The organism is Methylorubrum sp. POS3 (assembly GCF_043352485.1).
GTDB classification, from domain to species: domain Bacteria; phylum Pseudomonadota; class Alphaproteobacteria; order Rhizobiales; family Beijerinckiaceae; genus Methylobacterium; species Methylobacterium suomiense.
Map to the genome: position 1 here is coordinate 450,244 of NZ_JAPRBT010000001.1, position 22,580 is coordinate 472,823.

21 protein-coding genes are annotated in these 22,580 nt (G+C 67.9%); 10 read left to right on the forward strand and 11 right to left on the reverse strand.

Annotated elements, in window-relative coordinates; translation table 11 throughout:
- Nucleotides 1–4: 4 nt before the first annotated feature.
- A complete protein-coding gene (locus OWC43_RS02185; protein ID WP_393955542.1) occupies nt 5–664 on the forward strand; it encodes a peptidase C15 in 660 nt (219 codons plus the stop codon).
- On the opposite strand, the gene OWC43_RS02190 is transcribed toward OWC43_RS02185, so the two are convergent.
- On the reverse strand, nt 616–2,580 hold the full coding sequence (locus OWC43_RS02190) for a cytochrome C oxidase Cbb3 (RefSeq protein WP_393955544.1): 1,965 nt from the start codon (nt 2,578–2,580) through the stop codon (nt 616–618). The genes OWC43_RS02185 and OWC43_RS02190 overlap by 49 nt on opposite strands.
- Before the next feature lie 297 nt (nt 2,581–2,877).
- On the opposite strand from OWC43_RS02190, the gene OWC43_RS02195 reads away from it, so the two are divergent.
- Nucleotides 2,878–3,621, forward strand: a complete 744-nt coding sequence (locus OWC43_RS02195; RefSeq protein ID WP_137829273.1) for a sigma-70 family RNA polymerase sigma factor — start codon at nt 2,878–2,880, stop codon at nt 3,619–3,621.
- An 89-nt stretch (nt 3,622–3,710) separates the two neighbouring features.
- Here the strand turns inward: OWC43_RS02195 and OWC43_RS02200 are convergent, their stop codons facing one another.
- The 3 genes from OWC43_RS02200 to OWC43_RS02210 form a co-directional block, all read right to left on the reverse strand.
- Nucleotides 3,711–4,550, reverse strand: a complete 840-nt coding sequence (locus tag OWC43_RS02200; RefSeq protein ID WP_137829272.1) for a class II glutamine amidotransferase — start codon at nt 4,548–4,550, stop codon at nt 3,711–3,713.
- Between the two features lie 106 nt (nt 4,551–4,656).
- Nucleotides 4,657–6,426, reverse strand: coding sequence for an N-acetylglutaminylglutamine amidotransferase (locus OWC43_RS02205; RefSeq protein WP_393955546.1), 1,770 nt, complete (start codon nt 6,424–6,426; stop codon nt 4,657–4,659).
- Nucleotides 6,427–6,594: 168 nt separating this feature from the next.
- Nucleotides 6,595–7,950: an APC family permease gene (locus OWC43_RS02210; protein ID WP_393955548.1), complete on the reverse strand. Its 1,356-nt coding sequence runs from the start codon at nt 7,948–7,950 to the stop codon at nt 6,595–6,597.
- Between the two features lie 375 nt (nt 7,951–8,325).
- Here OWC43_RS02210 and OWC43_RS02215 point away from each other — a divergent pair, with 375 nt between their 5' ends.
- The gene (locus OWC43_RS02215) at nt 8,326–10,101 is read left to right on the forward strand and encodes an acetolactate synthase 3 large subunit (protein ID WP_137829269.1); all 1,776 of its coding nucleotides are present in this window, start codon (nt 8,326–8,328) and stop codon (nt 10,099–10,101) included.
- A 60-nt stretch (nt 10,102–10,161) separates the two neighbouring features.
- On the opposite strand, the gene OWC43_RS02220 is transcribed toward OWC43_RS02215, so the two are convergent.
- Nucleotides 10,162–11,091 (reverse strand): methyltransferase domain-containing protein, encoded by a 930-nt coding sequence (locus tag OWC43_RS02220; RefSeq protein WP_393955550.1) that lies wholly within the window; start codon nt 11,089–11,091, stop codon nt 10,162–10,164.
- 50 nt (nt 11,092–11,141) lie between these two features.
- Between OWC43_RS02220 and ilvN the strand changes: the two genes are divergently transcribed.
- Both ilvN and OWC43_RS02230 read left to right on the forward strand, forming a co-directional pair.
- Nucleotides 11,142–11,684: an acetolactate synthase small subunit gene (gene ilvN, locus OWC43_RS02225; RefSeq protein WP_137829268.1), complete on the forward strand. Its 543-nt coding sequence runs from the start codon at nt 11,142–11,144 to the stop codon at nt 11,682–11,684.
- A 166-nt stretch (nt 11,685–11,850) separates the two neighbouring features.
- Nucleotides 11,851–12,495: a glutathione S-transferase family protein gene (locus OWC43_RS02230; protein ID WP_393955551.1), complete on the forward strand. Its 645-nt coding sequence runs from the start codon at nt 11,851–11,853 to the stop codon at nt 12,493–12,495.
- A gap of 6 nt (nt 12,496–12,501) precedes the next feature.
- Here OWC43_RS02230 and OWC43_RS02235 read toward each other — a convergent pair whose 3' ends face one another.
- Nucleotides 12,502–13,887: a leucyl aminopeptidase family protein gene (locus OWC43_RS02235; RefSeq protein WP_393955553.1), complete on the reverse strand. Its 1,386-nt coding sequence runs from the start codon at nt 13,885–13,887 to the stop codon at nt 12,502–12,504.
- A gap of 100 nt (nt 13,888–13,987) precedes the next feature.
- Between OWC43_RS02235 and OWC43_RS02240 the strand changes: the two genes are divergently transcribed.
- The 4 genes from OWC43_RS02240 to OWC43_RS02255 all read left to right on the forward strand — a co-directional run bounded on the left by OWC43_RS02240 (nt 13,988) and on the right by OWC43_RS02255 (nt 18,190).
- Nucleotides 13,988–14,809: a tetratricopeptide repeat protein gene (locus OWC43_RS02240; RefSeq protein WP_393955554.1), complete on the forward strand. Its 822-nt coding sequence runs from the start codon at nt 13,988–13,990 to the stop codon at nt 14,807–14,809.
- A 209-nt stretch (nt 14,810–15,018) separates the two neighbouring features.
- Nucleotides 15,019–15,324 carry a 50S ribosomal protein L28 gene (gene rpmB, locus OWC43_RS02245; protein ID WP_137829264.1) on the forward strand — a complete coding sequence of 102 codons (306 nt, stop codon included), beginning with the start codon at nt 15,019–15,021 and terminating at the stop codon, nt 15,322–15,324.
- A gap of 123 nt (nt 15,325–15,447) precedes the next feature.
- Nucleotides 15,448–16,377, forward strand: a complete 930-nt coding sequence (locus tag OWC43_RS02250) for an AEC family transporter (protein ID WP_393955556.1) — start codon at nt 15,448–15,450, stop codon at nt 16,375–16,377.
- Nucleotides 16,378–16,495: 118 nt separating this feature from the next.
- Nucleotides 16,496–18,190: a lysine--tRNA ligase gene (locus OWC43_RS02255; RefSeq protein ID WP_393955558.1), complete on the forward strand. Its 1,695-nt coding sequence runs from the start codon at nt 16,496–16,498 to the stop codon at nt 18,188–18,190.
- A gap of 14 nt (nt 18,191–18,204) precedes the next feature.
- Here OWC43_RS02255 and OWC43_RS02260 read toward each other — a convergent pair whose 3' ends face one another.
- The 3 genes from OWC43_RS02260 to OWC43_RS02270 are packed head-to-tail and all read right to left on the reverse strand — an operon-like array spanning nt 18,205 to nt 19,336.
- Nucleotides 18,205–18,627: a type II toxin-antitoxin system VapC family toxin gene (locus OWC43_RS02260; RefSeq protein ID WP_393955560.1), complete on the reverse strand. Its 423-nt coding sequence runs from the start codon at nt 18,625–18,627 to the stop codon at nt 18,205–18,207.
- Complete coding sequence (locus OWC43_RS02265; protein ID WP_393955563.1) at nt 18,624–18,878, reverse strand: type II toxin-antitoxin system Phd/YefM family antitoxin; 255 nt, start codon at nt 18,876–18,878, stop codon at nt 18,624–18,626. The genes OWC43_RS02260 and OWC43_RS02265 overlap by 4 nt, the downstream gene beginning before the upstream one ends.
- An 11-nt stretch (nt 18,879–18,889) precedes the next feature.
- On the reverse strand, nt 18,890–19,336 hold the full coding sequence (locus tag OWC43_RS02270) for a DUF2809 domain-containing protein (RefSeq protein ID WP_393955565.1): 447 nt from the start codon (nt 19,334–19,336) through the stop codon (nt 18,890–18,892).
- 73 nt (nt 19,337–19,409) lie between these two features.
- Here OWC43_RS02270 and prfB point away from each other — a divergent pair.
- Nucleotides 19,410–20,538 (forward strand): peptide chain release factor 2 gene (gene prfB, locus OWC43_RS02275; RefSeq protein WP_137829258.1). Its coding sequence is split into 2 segments (ribosomal slippage): nt 19,410–19,478 and nt 19,480–20,538, totalling 1,128 coding nucleotides; the frame shifts between segments, so codons are not numbered across the junction.
- Nucleotides 20,539–20,590: 52 nt separating this feature from the next.
- Here the strand turns inward: prfB and OWC43_RS02280 are convergent.
- Both OWC43_RS02280 and OWC43_RS02285 read right to left on the reverse strand, forming a co-directional pair.
- Nucleotides 20,591–21,787, reverse strand: a complete 1,197-nt coding sequence (locus OWC43_RS02280; protein WP_393955567.1) for a M23 family metallopeptidase — start codon at nt 21,785–21,787, stop codon at nt 20,591–20,593.
- Nucleotides 21,788–21,989: 202 nt separating this feature from the next.
- Nucleotides 21,990–22,457 carry a peroxiredoxin gene (locus tag OWC43_RS02285; RefSeq protein WP_393955569.1) on the reverse strand — a complete coding sequence of 156 codons (468 nt, stop codon included), beginning with the start codon at nt 22,455–22,457 and terminating at the stop codon, nt 21,990–21,992.
- Nucleotides 22,458–22,580: the final 123 nt, after the last annotated feature.

A 22,580-nucleotide genomic window follows, 5' to 3' on the forward strand; every position in this document is an offset into this window, starting at 1 on the left:
GTCGGTGGCCCGCCTGCTGATCACCGGCTTCGGCCCGTTTCCCCGGGTGCCCGACAACCCGAGCGCCCGCGTGGCGCGGCGTCTTGCCAGTTCACCCCATCTGCGGCGGATCCTCGGGGCCGCACCGGATTGCCTGATCCTGGACACCCGCTACGCGGCCCTCGATGCGCAATTGGCGCCGGCCCTCGCGCGTCAGCCTGCGGCGGTGCTGATGATCGGCGTCGCGGCGAGCCGGCGGCGCATCTGCGTGGAGACCCGCGCGGTCAACCGCGTCAGTCGGCTGTTTCCCGACGCGTCAGGTGCCGTCTCGCGAAGTCTAGCCTTCGAATCCGGGGCGCCGGCCCTGCGGCGAAGTCCGGCGACGGAGGCGGTGCGGGTTTCGCTGATGCGGGCCGGGTTGAAGGTCGTGGCCTCGCGCGATGCCGGACGCTACCTCTGCAACGCCGCGTATTTCCGCGCTCTGGCTCAAGACTGTCCGGCGATCTTCCTGCACATCCCGATGCCGGCGAGAACGAAGCGCCCGCTCCGATCGGATCGGCCGCACCATGATCCGGATGCCTGGGTCGCGGCCTTCGCGGAGGCCGCGCGGGTGCTGATGCAGCGGGCGCGGCGCGATCAGGGCGTCGCCACGTCCTCGGTCAGGCGATCGACCGAGAGCAGGTAGGCGACGAGCGCGGTCTGCTCCTCGTCCGAGAACCCCGCCGCGCGATCGGCCCAGATCATATGGCCCTCGCCGGTGACGCGGGCGGTGCGCGTCTTCTCGGAACCGGCATTCGCCGCCACCACCTTGGCACGCAGGTCGCGATCGACCAGGGCGCGCAGGCTGTTGGCCGGATCGGGCATGACGCCCGCATCGACCGTGCCGGGCACGCCCAGTTGCCGGATCGCGTCGGGACCGACCGACACCCCGGAATCGTGCAGGTAGGGCGCCGTCCAGGCGAGACCGACGAGATTCGGCACCTTGTAGCCTCCCTTGGTGCCCGCATGGGCCCAGCCGAGCTGAACCTGTTTCAGTGCATCGCCTTCGAGAGGGATCGGCACGATCTTCGGGGATTCGGGAAGCGGGAAGGGCGTATCGGTGGCGAACATCGCCGGCGGCGAGAGCCGCGCCTCCATCTTGGCTCCGGCCCGCGCCCGCGTCGGCTCCGTGCCGATCTCCTCCACGGGTATGATGCGGTTGTTGGTGAGGGCGGGGCCCGAATGGCACCCGGCACAGCCGGCCCGTTCGAACACGCCGCGGCCCGCCTTGATCGAAGCGGCGTCGCCCGAGGCAGCGTTCGGCGCCCGCAGAAGATTCTGGTATGCCGACATGGCGTTATTGGCGTGGTTGGCGGGTTCGCCGAGGACGGAGGCGAACAGCCCGTTATCGGTCATGTAATTGGTCGCGGGGAAACTCGGCAGCACCGCGTATCGGTTGAGGCCCGGCGATTCCGGCGTCGGATCGGCGGCCGCCAGCACCTCGGTCGGGCGCTTCGTCCCGGCGGGATCGTAGCGCAGGGCCTCCCGGGCGGCGCCCTGAAGGACCGTGCCGAGATAAAGTTCCGGATCCAGTCCGAACAGCGTGCGGGCGGCAGCCGTCTGCTGCGTCGTGTCCGAGTTGGCGGCGTGGACGTTGTTGTTGAGGGACGAGAGACCCTTGAACGGGCCCACCGCCTCACGTCCGCTCCAGCTATAGGGCTCACCGTAAGCGGAGAAGCTCGACGGGATCGAGGTCGGATTGGTGATGCGATCGGCCGACGAATCGAAGCTGCCCGGCGGCCAACTCCCGACCTGAACCTTGGCGGCCGCCTCGAAGCTCCGCGGGTCGGGTAGCGGTGCCTTGCCGCCGTCCGCCTGCGACACCGTCCGTGCCGGATCGCCGGGATGTGCGGCGAGATCCAGGCTCGCATGCATGAAATAGGCGCTGGCGTTCTTCGAGAGCGCCATCAGCAGGCCCGCATTGAGATCGGTGTTGGGCGCTCCCTCCACGACTTTGCCGGAGGCGGGATCGACCGCCGCGTGGCAGAGCGCGCAGGTGATGCCCATCCGCAGGGTCCCGCGGTCGTAGAAGGTGCGGATGCCGATGATGGCGGGCGCGCCCTTGGCCACGTCGAGGCCGGTCGGCACCTCCTCACCCTTGCGCCATGTCCGGTCCCCCACCGTCATGTCGCGACTCATCCGGACCTTGAGGTTGGTGGTCGCGCCACCGCCCAGGGCCAGCACCGCACGGGCGACCTCGAAGGGTGACAGGCCCCCGTCGAGCATGCCCATCACATCGGAGAGGAACACCTCGTTGCCGAAGGTTTCTCGATAGAACGCCTCGCGCCCGCGCTGGACCAGCGCCTCGTCGATGGCGACCGCACCGTTTTCCGGCGAGAGGGCGGCCCGGCCCTCCGGTGTCGCCTTCATCCGCTCCGCCTCCTCGGCCGAAACGCGCCGTCCGAGCAGATCGTAGGCCGTGCGCATCGCGTACCGGTCGCGGTTCAGTACGTCGGCCGCATCGGGCATCGGCGCGTAGCTGAAGCGCCCGAAGGCGCCCACCGCGAGAACGGCTCCGGCTGCGATACCGGAGGCGACGATGATGCGCAGCGGCCAACCCATGGGTTCCGACGGTCCCTCAATGCCGGCAGCTATGCCGTTTGCCGACAACTTCGCAGCGCCGAGATCGTTCGATCGCCGATAAACAAATATTAGTATGTGACATAATCCGTTCGTACACAGATGCGTATCACCAATCGTCTTGGAACGAGTTGTCGCAGGTCTCGAAGGTGGCTTTCGAGAACGTACTCAGAACGTAGTTGCCCTAATCTATGATGGCGCAGGCCTAGTTCATTCGCGGGACAAAGTGGGTGCGGGGGCATGCGCCCTTGCACATGTCCGTGACCGCCACAGGACCTGATGCCTAAGACTGCCCTGGCTTCTGCCATCTCACCGCTGGGCGAACCGCCCATGGTCGCCGTCGACATTCAGCACCGACTCGGCACACTTCTCGCCGAAGCCTATGCCCGAATGCCGGGGAGTCCGAGCGCCGGATCGAGCCGCTTCGATGAACTCCTCGCTCGTCTCGACACCGTGCTGGTCGCGCAGGAGGGACGCGACGAGGATTCCTTCCGCTCGGAGATCATCGCGATGACTCCGCGGCTCTACAACTTCGCCATGTCGCTGACCAAGAATCCGTCCGCGGCCGACGATCTCGTGCAGGACACCTTCCTGCGGGCGTGGCGCAGCCGCGCGCGCTTCACCGTCGGCACCAATCTCGGCGCGTGGCTGTTCACGATCATGCGCAACGCGTTCTACTCGCGTCATCGCAAGGAAGTGCGCGAGATCGCCGACAGCGATGGCGACTATGCCGACCGGCTCGCGGCGGCGCCGGAGCAATCCGGCCATGTCGATCTTCTCGACGCGCAGACGGCACTGACCAAGCTGCCCCTGCCGATGCGTCAGGCGCTGATCCTCGTCGCGATCGAGAACCTCAGCTACGAGGAGGCGGCGACGGTGATGAACTGCCGGATCGGGACGGTGAAGAGCCGGGTCTGGCGCGCCCGCGAGCAATTGGCGCAGATCCTCGGCTACGATGCGGGCGATGTCGGTTCGGACAGCATGACCCTGTCGGCGGTGGGCAGCCAAGCCTGGGTTTCGTGAGACGAGACCGCTTCCGGACGAGCTCGTTCAAAAATCCGATGACATTCCAGGGCGCGAAGCGAACCCGGAATGACGGGGGTGGAGTCTCGTCAAGCGCTCATCGGCAATTGCAGGCGCGGCAGGCCTGAGCGACGGGCCAGCCCGAACTCCTTGAGCGAGCGCACTTCGACCGGCTGGTCCCGCCGGGCCACCACGACGCTGTTGTCGGGCACCGGGGTCCAGCTCTCGTGCTCCTTGTCGAGGGGTTCGGAGACCACGACCACACCGTCCGCCGACTGACGGTAATACATGCTGTTGGCTGCGTCGTTGGCCGCGTAGCGGAAGGCGTAGAGGTCGTGCCCGTCGGCCAGGGCTGCCGTGAAGCGGAACGGATGACCGTCGTCGATGCCGCCGACCAGCTCCGTCACCCGTGCCAGCGCCCGCGCCGTCGCGGTGATCGGGTCGCTGGGCTCGGCCGAGGCCATCAGGCCCTGGCCGAGGATTGCCAGGAACAGGGCCTCGGAATCGGTCGTGCCGGAGCGGGACGGGTAGAGTTCGTCCGGGATCAGGGCTTCGATCGGCCGGCGCAACCGCGCCCAGTCACCGACATAGCCGTTGTGCATGAACAGCCATTTCCCGCAGGCGAAGGGATGGCAGTTCGGCCGGGTGATCGGCGTTCCGGTCGCCGCCCGCACATGGGCGAAGAACAGGTGCGAGTGCAGGTGCCGGCAGAGGTAGCGCAGGTTCTCGTCCGACCATGCCGGCTGGACTTCACGGAAGCGGCCCGGCTCCGGGTGGTCGCCGTACCAACCGAGGCCGAAGCCGTCCCCGTTGGTGGAGGCGGTCGATTCGAGCGCCTTGATGCTCTGCGAGACCAGCGAATGCGCCGGCTCGGTGATGTAGTGCTCCAGCGGGATCGTACGGCCTCGATAGGCGATCCAGCGACACATGGTATTCGGCTCCCACCCCGGGCATCTCGTTCACCGGCGCATCGGGGATGATCGTGGAGAATCCGCGTCACCTTAAGGGCAAAGCGGCGTCAAAGGGCGTGCCCCGTCAGACGCCGTGCGATTGGAGCCACGCCTCCAGCAGCGCCACCTGCCAGAGTTTGGAATTGCCCTTCGGCGTCAGCGTCCCGTCGGGATCGGCCAGGAGCTTGTCGACATAGGCGCGGTTGAACAAGCCGCGCTCGCGTGCCACCGGCTTGTCGAGCACATCGCGCACGAACTCCATGAACGGCCCGCGGATATGCTTGAGCGCGGGGACCGGAAAATACCCCTTCGGCCGGTCGATCACCGCCGCCGGCACCACCTGCCGCGCCGCCTCCTTGAGGATGTACTTGCCGCCGTCCCGCACCTTCAGTTCGGCGGGGATGCGGGCAGCGAGTTCCACGAGTTCATGGTCGAGGAAGGGGACCCGCGCTTCCAGCCCGCAGGCCATGGTCATGTTGTCGACGCGTTTGACCGGATCATCGACGAGCATGATCTGCTGATCGAGTTCGAGCGTCTTGTCGATGGCACCGGCACTCTTGGAATCGGCGAAGAAGCGCGCGAGGTAGTCGCGGCTGTAATCGGCGCCGATCAGGTCGGGAGAGAGCGCCTCGCGCATCTCGGCGTGGTCGCGGTCGTGGTAGACCCGCGCGTAATCGGCGACCGGATCGGTCGATCCCATCAGCTTCGGGTACCAGTGATAACCGCCGAACACCTCGTCGGCGCCTTGTCCGCTCTGAATCACCTTCACATGCTTGGCTACCTCCTGTGACAGCAGCAGGAAGGCCACGGCGTCGTGGCTCATCTGCGGCTCGGCCATGGCGTGGATCGCGAGCGGCAACGCTTCCAGGGTCTTCGAGCCGTCGACCACGAGCTTGGCGTGATCGGTGTCGAACTCCTGGGCGATGATGTCGGAATACTTGAACTCGTCGCCCTCGACGCCGTTCACCGCGTCGAAGCCCACCGAGAAGGTCTTGAGCCCTTTCTGGCCGTTGCGGGCGAGCAGCGCCACGATGATCGAGGAATCGAGACCGCCCGAGAGCAGCACACCGGTCGGGACGTCCGCGATCTGACGGCGGGCGACCGCGACTCCGAGGGAGTCGAGCACCGCCTCGCGCCAATCGGCCTCGCTCATGCCGCGATCCTCCGCGCAGGGGCCGACCGTCAGCGACCAGTAGGTCTCCTTCTTGTGCGTCCCGTCCGGCTCCAGCGTCAGGATCGTCGCCGGGTGGATCTTTCGAACCCCCTTGAGGATGGTCAGCGGCGCCGGCACGCCCGCGTGCCAGCTCATGTAGTGATGCAGCGCCTCGCCATCGATCGAGGTGTCCACATCGCCGGCCGCGAGCAGGGCCGGAAGCGAAGATGCGAAGCGGAAGCGCTTGCCCGATTCCGAGAAATAGAGCGGCTTGATACCGAGCCGGTCGCGGGCGAGCACCACCCGGCCGGAATCGCGTTCATGCACCGCGAAGGCGAACATGCCGAGGAAGCGCTTCACGCAATCCTTGCCCCAGGCATGATAGCCCTTGAGCACGACCTCGGTGTCGCTGGTGGAGAAGAACCGGTAGCCCTTGCCCTCGAGTTCGGCGCGCAGCTCCTGATAATTGTAGATGCAGCCGTTGAAGACGACCGTGAGGCCCAGCTCAGGATCGACCATCGGCTGCTGACCGGCTTCCGACAGATCGATGATCTTGAGCCGGCAATGGCCGAACATCACCGGACCTTGGCCGTGGAGGCCCGATCCGTCCGGTCCGCGGGGGCTCAGCACCGCCATCATCGCCCGCACCGCGCCCGGATCGGCCGCGCCGCCAAAGCTGATCTCTCCGCAGATTCCGCACATGACGGTGGGTGATCCTCGTCGTGGTGATGGGCCGCCGAAGCTGGGATGACGCCGGATGCTGGCTCGCCGAACTTGACCGGCAGAACGGAATCGCCGCCGGCCTGTTCCCGAAAGCCCCCGGCAAAATCACCGCAACGCGCCCGACGGTGGTCCGTATGGACGAAGCGGCTAGCGATTTTCGAGCCAGGCGGCGCTGCCGCCGGAACGCACGCCGGGGTGGAATCGCAGAAGGCCCACGCCCAATGCCATCCAGGCCAGTACGACGAGCGGCCAGAGCGGGCCGGGCCATGCCGGTGCGGGATAGAGGCTGTTGAGCAGCGGCCAAGCGAGCATCAGGCTCCCGGCCAAGCCCACGCCGCACCAGATCCAGGCTCGATGGCGCGCCGCGAACACGGCTTGGGCGAGCCCGACCGCCATGTAGACCAAGATGAGGACGAGGGTCGCCACCGTGGCGAAGGCCTCGCTGAAGGCGCGCGGGCTGCTCCAAGAGCCGAAGATCAGCAGGAAGGCCAGGGTCAATCCACCGACGAACCGGAGAGCCCGGGCGGGGACGCCGTGCGCCGGATCGAGGCGGGCGAAGCCGGCTCCGACCCCCCTGGTCCCCAGCGCGTAGAGGATGCGCGCGGCGGCGGCCGCCGTGCCGAGTGCGCAGGCCAGCGAGCTGATGCCGGCGGCGGCATCGAGGAAGATCCCGTAGCCGCGCGAGAGGTAGCGCAGGGCCAGGGTGTCGAGGGGCGCCGGATCGCGGGCGAGGTCCTCCATGCGGTCGAGTCCGTAGCCGATCACCTGGGCATAGGAGACCAAGCCGTAGAGCAGCGTCGCCGCGGCGAGGGAGCCGAGGATCGCCAGGGGGATGGCGCGGTGGGGATCGCGCGTCTCCTCCGCCACCGTCGCCGCGCCCTCGAAGCCGGCGAGGGAGAGGACGGCGAAGACCATGCCGTAGCCGAGGCCCGACAGGCCATTCGCCGGGTCCGGCCGCAGCGGCGCGGCATCGAGCGGCGTTTGAACTAGGATGACGAGGGCGAGCACCACGATCGCCAGAACGGCCAGCGCTTCGATGACGAGCATGACGGTGGTGGCGAGCCGGATCTCGCGACCGCCGAGCCCGATCACCACTCCGCCGCCCAGCAGCGCGAGGGCGAGCCAGAGCTGCGGATGGCTCACGCCGAGATGGCCCAACGCGACCGAGAGGAACCCTCCGACCAGAGCCGTCGCCGAGGCCAGGAAGGCCAGATAGGCGAGGAGCAGACCCCAGCCGGCCAGGAAGCCGAGTCGATCCCCGAGCACGGCGCCGACATAGGTCGTCGCGGAGCCCGCACTGGCGATACGCCGGCTGAAGGCCACGAAGGACAGCCCGATCAACGCCATCGCCGCGCCGCCGAGCAGGAAGGACAGGGGGGCCGCGCGCCCCGCCGCCTGGACCGCCAGCGGCACGTTGAACGCCATGGCGAGCGTCGGCGCGATGATCGCCAGCGACAGAACGAAAGCCTGGAAGGCCGAGAGCGTGGGGCGAAACGTCGTCATGCGCAAAACGCTCGCAAGGACGGCGCCGCGGGGCAAGACTGGCCGAGTGCGGCCCAGGGACCGCTGCGCCAGACCCGAAGATCGATGATGCGTCGATGTCGCGGGCCGCAAGAGCAGATCAAATCGATTGACGCGGGCCCGCACATCGCTTAACCCGCCCGCCTCACTTCGCGACAAAACCGGCAACGGAATCGACGATGCGCACGGGTCTTATCGTAACGGAAGCGCCACGGAACGGGCGGGCCTGATCGCAGGCCCGGCAGACCCGGTCGGTGGCGCATGCAGGGTCCCTCGGGGCCCTTTTTTGTTGCCGGAAACCCGACGCCACCGAGACATGAAGACGAAGACACAAAGAACGGATTGATGGAGGAGTCGATGAGCGGCGAGGTCATGACCGGAGCCCAGATGGTCATCCGGGCGTTCCAAGATCAGGGTGTGGACACTCTGTTCGGCTATCCGGGCGGCGCTGTGCTCCCGATCTACGATGCGCTCTTCGACGAGACCACGATCCAGCACGTGCTGGTGCGCCACGAGCAAGGCGCCGTCCATGCGGCGGAGGGCTATGCCCGCTCGTCGGGCAAGGTCGGCGTCGTCCTCGTCACCTCCGGCCCGGGCGCGACCAACATCATCACCGGCCTGACCGACGCAATGCTGGACTCGATCCCGCTCGTCGCCGTCACGGGACAGGTGCCGACGCATCTGATCGGCTCCGACGCGTTCCAGGAATGCGACACCGTCGGCATCACCCGGCACTGCACGAAGCACAATTACCTGGTCAAATCGATCGACGATCTCCCGCGCATCCTGCACGAGGCGTTCTACGTCGCGAGCCACGGACGGCCGGGCCCGGTCGTCATCGATCTGCCGAAGGACGTGCAGTTCGCCAAGGGGGTCTATAGCCGCCCGACCCAGAACGGCCACAAGACCTACAATCCGCCGGTCAAGGGCGATGCCGAGAAGATCCGCGCCGCGGTTGAGCTGATGGCCACGGCCCGCCGCCCGGTCTTCTATACCGGCGGTGGCGTCATCAATTCGGGTCCGCATGCCTCGACCCTGCTGCGCGAGCTCGTGGCCGAGACGGGCTTCCCGGTCACGTCGACGCTCATGGGCCTGGGTGCCTTCCCGGCCTCCGACGACAAGTTCCTCGGGATGCTGGGCATGCACGGCACCTACGAGGCCAATCTCGCGATGCACGATTGCGACGTGATGATCTGCGTCGGCGCCCGCTTCGACGATCGCATCACCGGTCGTCTCGACGCGTTCGCGCCGTTCTCGAAGAAGATCCACATCGATGTGGACGCGTCCTCGATCAACAAGGTCGTCAAGGTCGATGTCGGCATCCTCGGCGATTGCGGCGCGGTGCTGGAGGAGATGCTGGCGCAGTGGCGCGCGCAACCCAAGCAGCCCGACAAGGATCGTCTGACCGATTGGTACAACACGATCACCCGGTGGAAGGCGCGCGACTGCCTCGCCTACTGGCCGTCGGGCACGATCATCAAGCCGCAATACGCGGTGCAGCGGCTCTACGAGGCGTGCAAGGATCGCAAGACCTTCGTCACGACCGAGGTCGGCCAGCACCAGATGTGGGCGGCGCAGTACTTCAAGTTCGATGAGCCGAACCGCTGGATGACCTCCGGCGGCCTCGGCACCATGGGCTACGGTCTGCCCGCCGCCATCGGCACGCAGCTCGCCAACCCGGACGGGCTCGTGATCGACATCGCGGGCGAGGCCTCGATCCTGATGAACATGCAGGAGCTCTCGACCGCGGTTCAGTACCGCCTGCCGGTCAAGATCTTCATCCTGAACAACGAGTACATGGGCATGGTGCGCCAGTGGCAGGAGCTGCTGCACGGCTCGCGCTACTCGCAGAGCTACTCGGAGAGCCTGCCGGACTTCGTGAAGCTCGCGGAGGCCTACGGCGCCAAGGGCATCCGCTGCGAGAAGCCGGGCGAGCTCGACGCCGCCATCAAGGAGATGCTCGACTACGACGGTCCGGTCATCTTCGACTGCGTCGTCGACAAGACCGAGAACTGCTTCCCGATGATCCCGTCGGGCAAGGCCCACAACGAGATGCTGCTGTCGGACTATCTCGGCGAGACCGGGGTCGAACTCGGCGACGTCATCTCGGCCGAGGGCAAGATGCTGGTCTGATCCGGTCCGCATCGCGAACCCGGCAGCAGGGCCATGTGCGGCCTTCTCGAACGGGACGCCTCACGGCGTCCCGCGGCCCCGAAACCGTCGCGCGGCAACCGCAAGCCGTGCCGTCAGCTTCGGGATCGGCAGCGCGTCGTGGCGGCGCGGGTCGAGGCGCGGCACGCTTGCCGCGCGCTCGGCCGGCGTCCGATCGGACCGTTTGCGAAGGAGCACGAAGAATTCGTCTCCCATCGGGCGGGTCGGCTCCAGGGCGGCGCACTCGAACGGAAGCAGGCCGAGGCCGAGCACCTCCGCGAGTACGGTGCCGAAACTGAACGGAGTGAACACCGTGCAGTGGACATCGACATAGACACCGTGCTCGGCGATCCGCGCCGTGGCCTCCAGGGCCGCTTCCGGGCCACCGGTCAGCGGCCGGATCGAGGCGGGCCGTCCCTGCCAGACGGCCCGGCAGTCGATCGCGGTGGCGCGGGCGAAATGCTCGTAGACGATCGAGAGAGGTGGATGGCGCAGGCGCTGCAGATGCGCGGCCACGACCGCACCGACGCTGGTCGGCGTGCGGAAATGGTCGAAGGTGAAGCGCTTGTCCGGCACGATCAGGCAGAACAGGCCGCCCTCGCGCAGGACTTCGGCGCCCTCGGCCAGCCAGCCGATCGGGTCGGGAAGGTGCTCGACGACGTGCGAGGCGACGATGTAGTCGACCGGGCCGCGTTCCCCGAGCGCCTGCGGCAATCCCCCTTCGCCGAGCACGAGATCGACCGGGACGATGCCGTCGATGCCCTCCGGCCCCAGCGTCGGGTGGCTGCGATAGTGATGCCGCAGGGCTTCGGTCGACATATGGTCGGCGTAGAGCACCTCGCTCTCGCTCTTGAGGATGAGCGGTCGGGTGAGGGGGCCGATCTCGACGCCGATTCGTCCCCGCGGCTGGACGAAATTCAAGACACGCTGGCGCCGATCCATGGTGGGGCCGGTATCACGCCGCCGGGACACGGGTCCAGCATCCTGGGCCAATCACATTCGAAAACGAGGAACGCTCCGCGATGAACGCCATGAACACCCACTACCCCGAGCCGACGCGGATCGAGAGCGTCAATCGTCACACCCTGGCGGTGATCGTGGACAACGAGCCGGGCGCCCTTGCCCGCATTGCCGGTCTCTTCTCGGGCCGTGGCTACAACATCGAGAGCCTGACCGTCTCCGAGACCGAAGAGGCGCGTCACATCTCGCGCATCACCATCGTGACCGCCGGTACCAATGCGGTGATCGATCAGATCAAGGCGCAGCTCGATCGGCTCGTCCCGGTCCACCGCGTGGTCGATCTGACCCTGCAGGGCCAAGCCTTGGAGCGGGAGCTGTGCCTCGTGAAAGTGGTCGGCACCGGCGAGCATCGCAGCGAGGCGCTCCGCCTCGCCGCCGCCTTCGGGGCCCGGACCCTCGACGCGACGCTCAACTCCTTCGTGTTCGAGCTGACCGGCTCGACCGAGGAGATCGACCGCTTCATTCGGCTTCTCACGGTGATCGGCCTCGTCGAGATCTCGCGTACCGGCATCGCCGCCATGGCCCGCGGTTCCGAGCCGCTCTAAGGCTTTTCTCGATCCCGCGACCCAGCCGCGTCCCGAGATGTCATGCACGGGGCGAGGGGCGGTCGCGGGAGAGTACCGAACAAGGCGACCGGTTCATCCGTTGGGTCGGTCGTTGGCCGAGGGCGATGGGGGACAGGCTCCATCCTGGCCGATGCGAAGGACCAGGATGACCGCGCGCACCCTCTATTACGCCCCCGGCGCTTGCTCGCTCGCGGTGCATATCGCCCTCGAAGAGATCGGAGCGCCGTTCGAGACGGTCCGGCTCGACCTCGCCCGGGGTGATCAGCGCGCACCGGAATACCTGTCGGTGAACGAGCGGGGCCGGGTGCCGGCGCTGTACGAGGACGGCTGGGTCCTCACCGAAGCCTCCGCCATCCTGCGCCACCTCACCCGCGCCCACCCGGAAGCCCGGTTGTCGCCGGAGGATCCGCGTCAGGCAGCCATCGCCGACGAGTGGCTCGGCTGGCTCGCGACCGGGCATCAGGTGGCCTATGCGCAGGTCCGCCGACCGGAGCGCTATGCCGCCGACGAGACCGCCTTCGCGGCGATCCGGGCCAAGGGTGCCGACAGCTTCGGCGATCTCTGCACGATGACGGAGGTGCGCCTCTCCAATGGCGGCTGGGCTCTGGGAGAGCCGTACTCGATCGTCGATCCCTACCTGCTCGTGATCTGGCTCTGGGCCCGCGGGCCCGCGATCGGCTTCCCCATGGAGGCGATGTTCCCAGCCTGGACTGCGCATGCGCGGGCGATGGTCGCCCGGCCCGCTGTCCGCACCGTCCTCGACCGCGAAGGGATCGCGTTGCCGGTCTAGGACGGGTCAGGCCGCGCCGTAGCGATCGGCGACCAGCGCGTGGACGAGGCGCGCGGTCTGCACCTCGCCGCCTTCCGGTCGGCCGGGCTTCGAGGACGGATTCCAGCCGTACAGATCGAAATGAAGATGGGCTCCGGTTTTGGGGGCGAAGCGGCGCAGGAACAGGGCTGCCGTGATCGCACCGGCAAAGGGGCCGCCCGACACGTTGTTCAGATCGGCGATCTTCGAGTCGAGCAGGCTTGCGTAGGGCGGGTGCAGCGGCAGCCGCCAGACGGGATCGTGGACCTTGGCGCCGGCCTCCGCGACCGCCCGCGCCAGCCCCTCGTCCCCGGTGAAGAAGGCCGGCAGATCCGGGCCGAGGGCGACGCGTGCGGCCCCCGTGAGGGTGGCGAAATCGATCAGCAATTCCGGTTCGTCGGCCTCGGCGAGTGCCAGGGCATCGGCGAGAATCAGGCGGCCCTCCGCATCGGTATTGCCGATCTCGACGGTGAGGCCGGCGCGCGAGCGGATCACATCGCCGGGGCGGAAAGCCTCACCGGAAATGGCGTTCTCGACGCTCGGCACGATGAGGCGCAGCCGGATCGGCAGGTCATCGCCCATGATCATCTCGGCCGCCGCGAGCGCCGCCGCGGCGCCGCCCATGTCCTTCTTCATCAGCAGCATGCCGGCCGACGGCTTGATGTCGAGCCCGCCCGTGTCGAAGACCACACCCTTGCCGACAAGGGTCACACGGGGTGCGCCCTCCGGCCCCCACGTCAGATCGATGAGGCGCGGCACCCGCGGCGAGGCCGCCCCGACGGCGTGGACCAGGGGGAACTCCGTCCGCAACGCCTCGCCCGTGACGACCGAAACGGTGGCGTTGAACCGCTCACCGAGACCGCGGATCGCCGCCTCGATCTCCGCAGGTCCGAGATCGTTCGAGGGGGTGTTGATGAGGTCGCGGCCTGCGGCGACCGCCGCCGCGATCCGCTCGATGCGGGTCGCATCGACCCCGTCCGGCGCGACTAGGCGGGGCCGGGCCGGGCCGGGTTTCCGGTAGCGCTCGAACTTATAGCTGCCGAGGAGCCAGGCCAGCGCCGCTTCGGCGGGATCGGTCCCCTCGGCCGGTAAGAGGCGGTAATCGCCCGCGGGGAGCAGTCCGGGCAGCTTGCCGGTCAGGAAGCGGTCGAACGTCACCGCTGATGGATCGCCGAGGCCGAACAGCACGCGGGCCAGCGACCCGTCCTCGGCGGGGAGAAGGGCGAGCCGCCCGGCCTTGGGTGCGAAGCCGCTCGCCGAGGCGAAGCCGCGCTCGATCGGCGCCAGAGCATTCTGCAGCGTATCCCACCCGGTCTCGCTGACGAGGTGGACCGGAATCGCGTCGGCGCCGGGAGCAAGAAGAGCCTGAGACATGCGGTGCGGGCGAGCTTAACCGGTGATTAGGGTTAATTCTCTATCACCCCGGTGTCGGCAGGGCGCAAGCGCGGGCCGGCCGCAGGTATGGAGAGGTGACATGATACGGACCGTCAGCGCAGAAGCGGGCGCGGCCCGGACCGTCCGCTCCCGGCGCCTGATCGCCGCCGCCCTGATCGGCCTGGCCGCCTCGGCGTGCCAATCGCGCTCGCCCGAGACCACGGGCTCCATCGGTTCCTCCCTATTCGGGATCGCCCGTCCGGAGCGGTCGGCACGGGCGGACATCGACGGGCTCGCTGCCCGCTACAATGCCGATCCAAACGACCTTCGAACCGCCATGCGCTACGCCGATGCCCTGCGGGCGACGGAGCAGCGCTCACAGGCCGTCGCGGTGTTGCAGCAGGCGGCCCTGCGGAACCCCAAGGATCAGGCGGTGCTCGCCGCCTACGGCAAGGCGCTCGCCGATGCCGGACGCTACCAGGAGGCTAACGAGGTTCTCCAGAACGCCCACAGCCCGGCCCAGCCCGATTGGCGCGTGCTCTCGGCGCAGGGCATGGTTGCGGATCAGACCGGAGACCATGCCCGCGCCCAGGGCCTCTACGAGGCGGCACTGAAGATCGTCCCGGAAGAGCCGCGCGTCCTGTCGAATCTCGGACTGTCCTACGCGCTCTCGCGCCATCTCGATCTGGCCGAGGAGACCCTGCGCCGTGCCGCCGCCCAGCCCAGGGCCGATGCGCGGGTGCGCCAGAACCTCGCTCTCGTCCTGGGGCTGAAGGGGCGCTACGACGAGGCGGAAACCGTTCTGCGCCAGGATCTCGGCCCCGCGGAAGCGGCCGCCAACGTGCAGTCCCTGCGGGCGATGTCGGGCCGTCCCGGCGGCGTCAAGCCCGCGCGGACGGCTGGACTCGCGCCGGAGCGTTGACCGATCTCTGTTCTCTCGGCGCCGGATGTCGTTCCGATCCGGCGCGACCTTGACGAATCCGGTGCGCCTCCCCTATAGGCTCGCCACTCCCATAGGACTCCGCCGCTATCGATTGACGCGTGGGTTCGACGCCCGCGGCGCGAAAGCCGTGCGGCTTTGCCGGATACCAGAGCGCCGAGACCCGGCCAAACGTTGACAGGACTGTAACGATGTCGCGTCGCTGCGAACTCACGGGCAAGGCCGTTCAGGTCGGTCACCTCGTGAGCCACTCGAACCGGAAGACCAAGTGCCGGTTCCTGCCGAACCTCTGCAACGTCACGCTGCAGTCGGATGCCCTCAACCGTCGCGTCCGCCTCCGGGTGACCGCCCACGCCCTCCGCTCGGTCGAGCATCGTGGTGGTCTCGACGCTTTCCTGGTGAAGGCCCGTGAGGTCGAGCTGTCCCAGACGGCCCGCCTGCTCAAGCGCGACATCGAGAAGAAGCTCGCCGAGACCGCGACGCCTGCGGCTGCGTAAGCCGCGCGGGCTCCGCCGGGCCCGCGCCTCGACCGTGTTCTGAAGGCCACCGCAGGCGTACCGCGCCCCGGTGGCCTTCGCCGTTTCGGCGCGTGCCGCCACGATTCGGGGTCTTGCCGCGCGATGACCGCGCTCACCCTCATCCTTCCGATCTTCGGACTCGTGATCGTCGGCTGGCTGGCTTCGCTGTCCGGTTTGATCTCGGAGCGCGTCGGCGACGGCCTGTCGGAATACGTCTTCGCCCTCGCCGTGCCGGCGTTGATCGTCGCGACGCTGACCCGGCCGGGCCTCTCGGGCGAGATCGCCTGGGGGTTCTGGGCGAGTTACTTCGGCGGGGCCGCGCTGGCCTGGGCGGCGGGATCCCTGATCGGGCGGCGCACCAAGGGCGTGGATCGCCGCGGCGCGATCCTGCACGGCTTCGCCGCGAGCCAGTCGAACACGGTCTTCGTCGGCGTGCCGATGATCTTCCAGGCCTATGGCGAGGCCGGAGCGTTCCCGCTCTTCATGCTCCTCGCCGTCCACCTCCCGTTGATGATGGGAGCGGCGACCTTCCTGATCGAATCGGAGGGGGGCCGACCGCTCGGACAGCGCCTGAAAGCGCTCGGGCTCGTGCTGGCGAAGAACCCGATCTTCCTCGCGCTCCTCCTCGGCGGCGCGATGAAGGCGCTCGGCCTGTCCTTTTCCGGCATCCCGAAGACCCTGGTGGATGGGCTGGCCGGCACCGCCTCGACCTGCGCGCTGATCGCCCTCGGCGCGGGCCTCACCCGCTACCGGGTGCTGCACGATCTGCCGGGAGCGAGCATCGTGGCGGCCCTGAAGCTCGGGGTGCATCCGCTCGCGGTCTACCTGCTGGCGTTCCACGTCTTCACGATGCCGCCCGCCTATGCCGGCGTCGCGACCCTGTTCGCGGCGATGCCGGTGGGCATCAACGCCTACCTGCTGGCGGCGCGCTACCGCACGGAGCAGGGCTTGGTGGCCGCTGCCGTCCTCGTCTCGACGCTCGCGGCCGCGGCGACCACCGTGGGCTGGCTGCTGCTGCTCGGCCGCGGTTGAACCGCGTCGCCTCGCGTTGACCCGCGGGGCGCCCCTCCATAGGGTGCGCCCTCTCGCGCCCCGGCCGCCCCATGGGCCGCCCGGCGCCCTTGCTCCCATGCGACCGAAGCCGTTCCCGATGTCCGCCCCCCAACTCGACCCCGACATTCTGGAGGCCGCCGCCTCCGCCGCCGCATGGCCGTTCGAGGAGGCGCGCAAACTCGTGGCGCGGCTGGAGCGCAAGCCGAAGGCGGAGGTGCTGTTCGAGACCGGCTACGGCCCCTCGGGACTGCCGCATATCGGCACCTTCGGCGAGGTCGCCCGCACCTCGATGGTGCGCCACGCCTTCCGGGTGCTGACGAAGGATGCGGTGCCGACCCGGCTGATCGCCTTCTCGGACGACATGGACGGCCTGCGCAAGGTTCCGGACAACGTGCCGAACCGCGAGTTGCTTGCCGGCGCCCTCAATCTGCCCCTGACCAAGGTGCCCGACCCGTTCGGCACGCATGACAGCTTCGGTGCCCACAACAACGCAGAGCTGCGCCGCTTCCTCGACGCCTTCGGCTTCGAGTACGAGTTCCGCTCGGCGACCGAATGCTACCGCTCCGGCGTGTTCGACGATGCGCTGCGCTTGGTGCTGGAGCGCTACGAGGCCGTGATGGCGATCATGCTGCCGTCGCTGCGCGCCGAGCGTTCGGCTTCCTACTCGCCGTTCCTGCCGATCCATCCAGTGACCGGTCACGTGATGCAGGTCGCGATCGACGAGGTGCGTCCCTCGTCCGGCACCATCGTCTGGCGCGATCCCGCCACCGGCGAAGCCTACGAGACGCCGGTGACGGGCGGGCATGCCAAGCTGCAGTGGAAGCCCGATTGGGCGATGCGCTGGGTTGCGCTCGGCGTCGATTACGAGATGGCCGGCAAGGACCTGATCGACTCGGTCAAGCTCTCGGGCCAGATTGCCCGCGCGCTCGGCGCCGAGCCTCCGGAGGGCTTCAACTACGAACTCTTTCTCGACGAGAAGGGTCAGAAGATCTCGAAGTCGAAGGGCAATGGTCTGACGATCGACGAGTGGCTGACCTACGCCACCCCGGAATCGCTCGCCTTGTTCATGTACAACAAGCCGCGCGAGGCCAAGCGCCTGTTCTTCGACGTGATCCCGCGTCACGTCGACGAGTACGACAATTTCCTGGGACGCTTTCCCGGCCAGGAAGCCAAGCACAAGCTCGGCAATCCGGTGTGGCACCTCCACGGGGGCAACCCTCCCGTGCCGGAAGCCATCGACGAGGCCGGGACCACGCTGTCCTTCGGCATGCTCCTCAACCTCGTGGCGGTGGCCAATGCCGAGGACGAGGCGGTCCTGTGGGGCTTCATCCGCCGCTACGCCCCGAATGTCGGCCCGCAGACGCACCCGCGGCTCGCCGCCCTCGTGACCCGCGCGCTCGCCTATTACCGGGATTTCGTGCGCCCGCAGAAGCAGTACCGTGCTCCGACAGAGGAGGAGGCCGCCGCCCTGCGCGATCTCCTTCAGACGCTGTCCGAGCACGAGGGATCGACCGACCCGGAGGCGCTGCAGGCCGCGGTCTACGAGGTGGGGCGGCGCCACTTCCCCGACCTCTCCGGCAAGGCCAAGAGTCCGGATGGACGCCCCGGCGTGGCGAAGACGTGGTTCGCCTCGATCTACAACGTGCTGTTCGGCGAGGCGCAGGGACCGCGTTTCGGCTCGTTCATCGCGCTCTACGGCGTGGCCGGCACGCGGGCGCTGATCGAGAAGGCGTTGAGCGGTGGACTGGTGGCCGAACACACGGCGTTCTTGGAAGGGCGAAAGGCGGCGTAGGCTTCCTCCCGGCGTCATGGCTCCCAGGGATTGAGGAGGCTGGCGCCGGTTGCCTCGAAGTCGGCAACGTTGCGGGTGACCACCGTCAGGCCGTGAACGAGCGCCGTCGCGGCGATCAGTGCATCCCGCTCGCTACGTTTGTCCGGGACGTGGAGCTTGGCGCAACGCCGAGCCACGACCTCGTCGATGGCGATGATGCGGCCAACGAATTCCGGCAATACCTGCTGCTCCAACCAAACGCGGAGGCGAGCGCCCTGCGATGCGTCTCTCCGCTCGAGCAGCGAAACGCCGAGTTCGAGTTCCATCACCGAGATCGCCGACAGGAACAGGTCCGCCGCATCGTGGCGCGCCGCGTAAGCGGTCACGTTCGGATCGGCCGTGCCGAGCCGGACCTTGCGCAACTCGGACACGACGTTCGTGTCGAGGAGGTGCCTCACGAGAAATCGGCCGGTCGTGCGTCGATGGTCACGCGCGGCGGCTCGAAATCGTCGTCTCGTGTATCCGGCATCGCCAGCGCGTCGGCGATGTTACGCCGTTGCCCGGTAAGGCGCCGATATTCCTCGAAGCTCAGGAGCACGTGGGAGGGTCGGCCGCGATCCGTGATGACGACCGGGCCGTCTGCCGCAGCCTTCTTCGCCCGTGTCACGTCCTGATTCAGTTCGCGGCTGGTGAAGGTGGTCATCGGCATAACTCGAACATTCAATCGCTTCTAAATGTAGTTATGTTACTACCATGCTGGGGAACCGCAAGAGACCTTCGAGGTGGGCGGCTCATCGCATCGAGGCCCGCCGCCGCCGCGATCCCGACGGCATAAGCCAGCAGATTCCACAACGAAAACACGCGGCCCAGTAGCAACTGCCCTGCCAGTGTCAGCCGGAAGGCGTCGAGCTGCGGCGTATGGACGAGGCGGAAGAACTCGACCGCAACCGCAAGTCCCGCCGCGATGAGAGCGAGGCGATGGACCGCCATCGCCGGCCGGAGACAGGCGAGCAGCCCGTAGACCATCGCCCCCCATAACGTGGAGCCGGCATACTTCACCACACCCGTCGGCAGGCCGAGCGGCAGGTACCGCACGGCGATTCCCGATGCGATCACGGCGGCGACGGACAGGATCAGGACGGGGCGGCGGGTTCCGGCATCGACCATGGCGGGCGCTTGCGTTAAAGGGTCGGGCACGCCCGGTATCACCCGCGGCCCTCACACACGAGTTCCACACCAGATGCGCGCCGAGATCGAGCAGGCCTCGGATGCCGCCAAGCAGTCTATAGGGCTGCTGAGGAGGCATCTTTGACTGGGATACCGTTGATAAACGCCTCGCGGAGCTGAATGCCGCGTCCGAAAACCCCGACCTCTGGAACGATGCCGAGGCCGCGCAGAAGGTCATGCGCGAGCGCCAGCAGCTCGACGAGGCCGTCACCGCCATCCGGAAGCTCGAGCAGGATCTCGAGGACGCCGCGACGCTGATCGAACTCGGCGAGATGGAGGGGGATCAGGCCTCCATCGCCGAGGGCGAGGCGGCGATCAAGGCTATCGAGAAAGACGCCGCGAGCCGTCAGGTCGAGACCCTGCTGTCGGGCGAGGCCGACGGCTTCGACACCTATCTCGAAGTCCATGCGGGCGCGGGCGGCACCGAGAGCCAGGACTGGGCCAACATGCTGCACCGCATGTATTATCGGTGGGCAGAGCGGCGGAAGTTCAAGGTCGATATCGTCGAGATGACCGATGGCGAAGAGGCCGGGATCAAGGGCGCGACGCTCCTGATCAAGGGCCACAACGCCTATGGTTGGCTCAAGACCGAGTCCGGCGTTCATCGGCTGGTGCGCATCTCGCCCTACGATTCCAACGCGCGGCGCCACACCAGCTTCGCGAGCGTGTGGGTCTATCCGGTCGTCGACGACCGGATCGAGATCGAGATCAAGGAATCGGACTGCCGCATCGACACCTATCGCTCGTCGGGCGCCGGTGGACAGCACGTCAACACGACCGACTCGGCGGTGCGCATCACGCACAACCCGACCGGCATCGTCGTGGCCTGTCAGCAGGAGCGCTCGCAGCACAAGAACCGGGCGACCGCCTGGAACATGCTGCGCGCCCGCCTCTACGAGGCCGAGTTGCAGAAGCGCGAGGAGAAGGCCAACGCCGAGGCCGCCGCCAAGACGGATATCGGTTGGGGCCATCAGATCCGAAGCTACGTGCTCCAGCCGTACCAGCTCGTGAAGGACCTGCGCACCGGCACCCAATCGACCGATCCGGACGAGGTGCTCGACGGGGATCTCGACCCGTTCATGGAAGCCTCGTTGGCGCAGCGCGTCTACGGTGGCAGCGAAGCGGTCGACGATATCGACTGAACGATGCGAACGGCTCCGGTCTCGACCGGGGCCGTTCTCACATTCGGGCCCCTCAATCCGCAAAAACCAGTTCGGACCCCGCCCGGAGGAAACGCTGCGGATCGACCGGCTCGCCGTCGATCCGGGTCTCGTAATGCAGGTGGCTGCCGGTGGAGCGACCGGTCGAGCCGACGAAGCCGATGACGGTGCCGGCCTCGACCCGCTGACCGACCGAGACCGCGGTGCCCGACAGATGGGCGTAGCGGGTCACGAGACCGCGTCCGTGATCGACCTCGACCATGTTTCCGTACCCGCCGGCATATTCGGCCGCCGTCACTCGCCCGGCGGCGGTGGCACGGGCCGGGGCGCCGATCTCGGCGCGCATGTCGACGCCGGTATGAAGCGCCATCGCGCGGGTGAACGGGTCGAGCCGCGTGCCGAAGCTGCTGGTATAGGCGATCTCGCCCGGCAGCGGCTGGCGGAAGGGGAGGGCGGCGGTGACCCGGCGCAGATGCGTCTCGTCCTCGATCTGGCGCCGCGCTTCGGCGAGGCTCGTCTCGAAGCCGTCGGCCGGCAGCGGCACCAGGGGACCGCCGACGCCACCTATCGCCGGTTCGAAGCGCGCAGGGTTCAGGCCGGTCCTGGCGATCAGGTTGCGGAAGCGGTCGGCGCTGTCTCCGGCTCTCTGAGCGACGCGGGCCACAGCCCGGGATTGGCGCTCGGCCACGTGGTCCAGACTCCGCTCCAGCCGCGCCAGACGGGCCAGGATCGTCGTGTCGACGTTCTCGGCTCGGTCAACGGCGCGACCCCCGGACCATTCGCCGGAATGCATCCGCAACTCGGGCGTCGGGAACGGCTTCTGCGGTCGCGTCGGCATGGGCGGCGGCTCGACGGATGGAATGGAGCCCGTGGTGGCCACGTCGCTCTCGGCGGCCGCACCGGGAAGGCCGGTCAGGATACCCTGCCGCCGTTCGATCACGGCCTGCCGCTCGGCCAATGTGGAGAGCCGGGTCTCGATGGTGCTGCGCGTTGCCGTATGGTCGGAGGTGGCGCGGTCGAGGGCGCGCTGGAGTGTGTCGAGCCGCTCTTCGTAGGTGTATTGCATCGCGCTCTGGCGCGACACGAAGCGGGCCAGCATCTCGTCGTGGAAGATCAGGTAATAGCTGGCCGCTCCGGCCCAGGCGGTGGTGAGCGTCAAGCCAAGCCCGAGAGCCGCCACGAGACGCGTGCGCAAGACGGGCTTGAGGCTGCGCGAGGCGGAGTGGGGCATGGGCGAGGCGACCGCTTCGGAGAACGAGGCGATCACAACCCATTAAGGTTAAGGAAGGCTTCGGCCCGTCTCGCCGGTCTCTTCGCGATCGCGGTCGTCTCGTCTGACCCCATGACCGATCCGACGACGGAGGAATCCCGACTCCCGTCGCGCGGGGCGCTGCGCCCCGTTCGGGATCCAGGTGAGCGCGGCGCCGAGGGCGTCAGGCCAGGGCTCGGGCGGCCGCGAGCACCTCCTCGACATGGCCCGGCACCTTCACCTTCGGCCAGACGCGGGCGATGGTGCCTTCGCGGTCGATCAGGAGTGTGGTCCGCTCCACGCCCATATATTTGCGGCCATACATGCTCTTCTCGACCCAGACGCCATAGGCCTCCAGCATCGACTTGGCCTCGTCCGAGGCGAGGGGAAAGGTCAGGCCGTATTTCGCCCGGAATTTGTCGTGGCTCTTCACCGAATCCGGGGAGACGCCGATGACCCGGGTCTCCGCTGCCGCGAAGGCTTCGAGAGCCGCGTTGAAGCCCTGCGCCTCCAAGGTGCACCCGCTCGTGTCGTCCTTCGGATAGAAGTAGAGCACGATCTTGTGACCCCGAAGTCCCACAAGACTGACGGTCTCTCCGCCCGCACCAGGTAAAGTGAAATCGGGCGCAGGTTGACCGGGGGCGACGGACATCATGCCTTCCTTTCGGCCGATTGATGGTGTGCCCTCCTGAAGCACGGATCACCCGGCAGACGCCATGCCGGAAGGGCCGAATCCTGAGGACAGGCACCTGCGACGGTGGCCTCCGACCGGCCT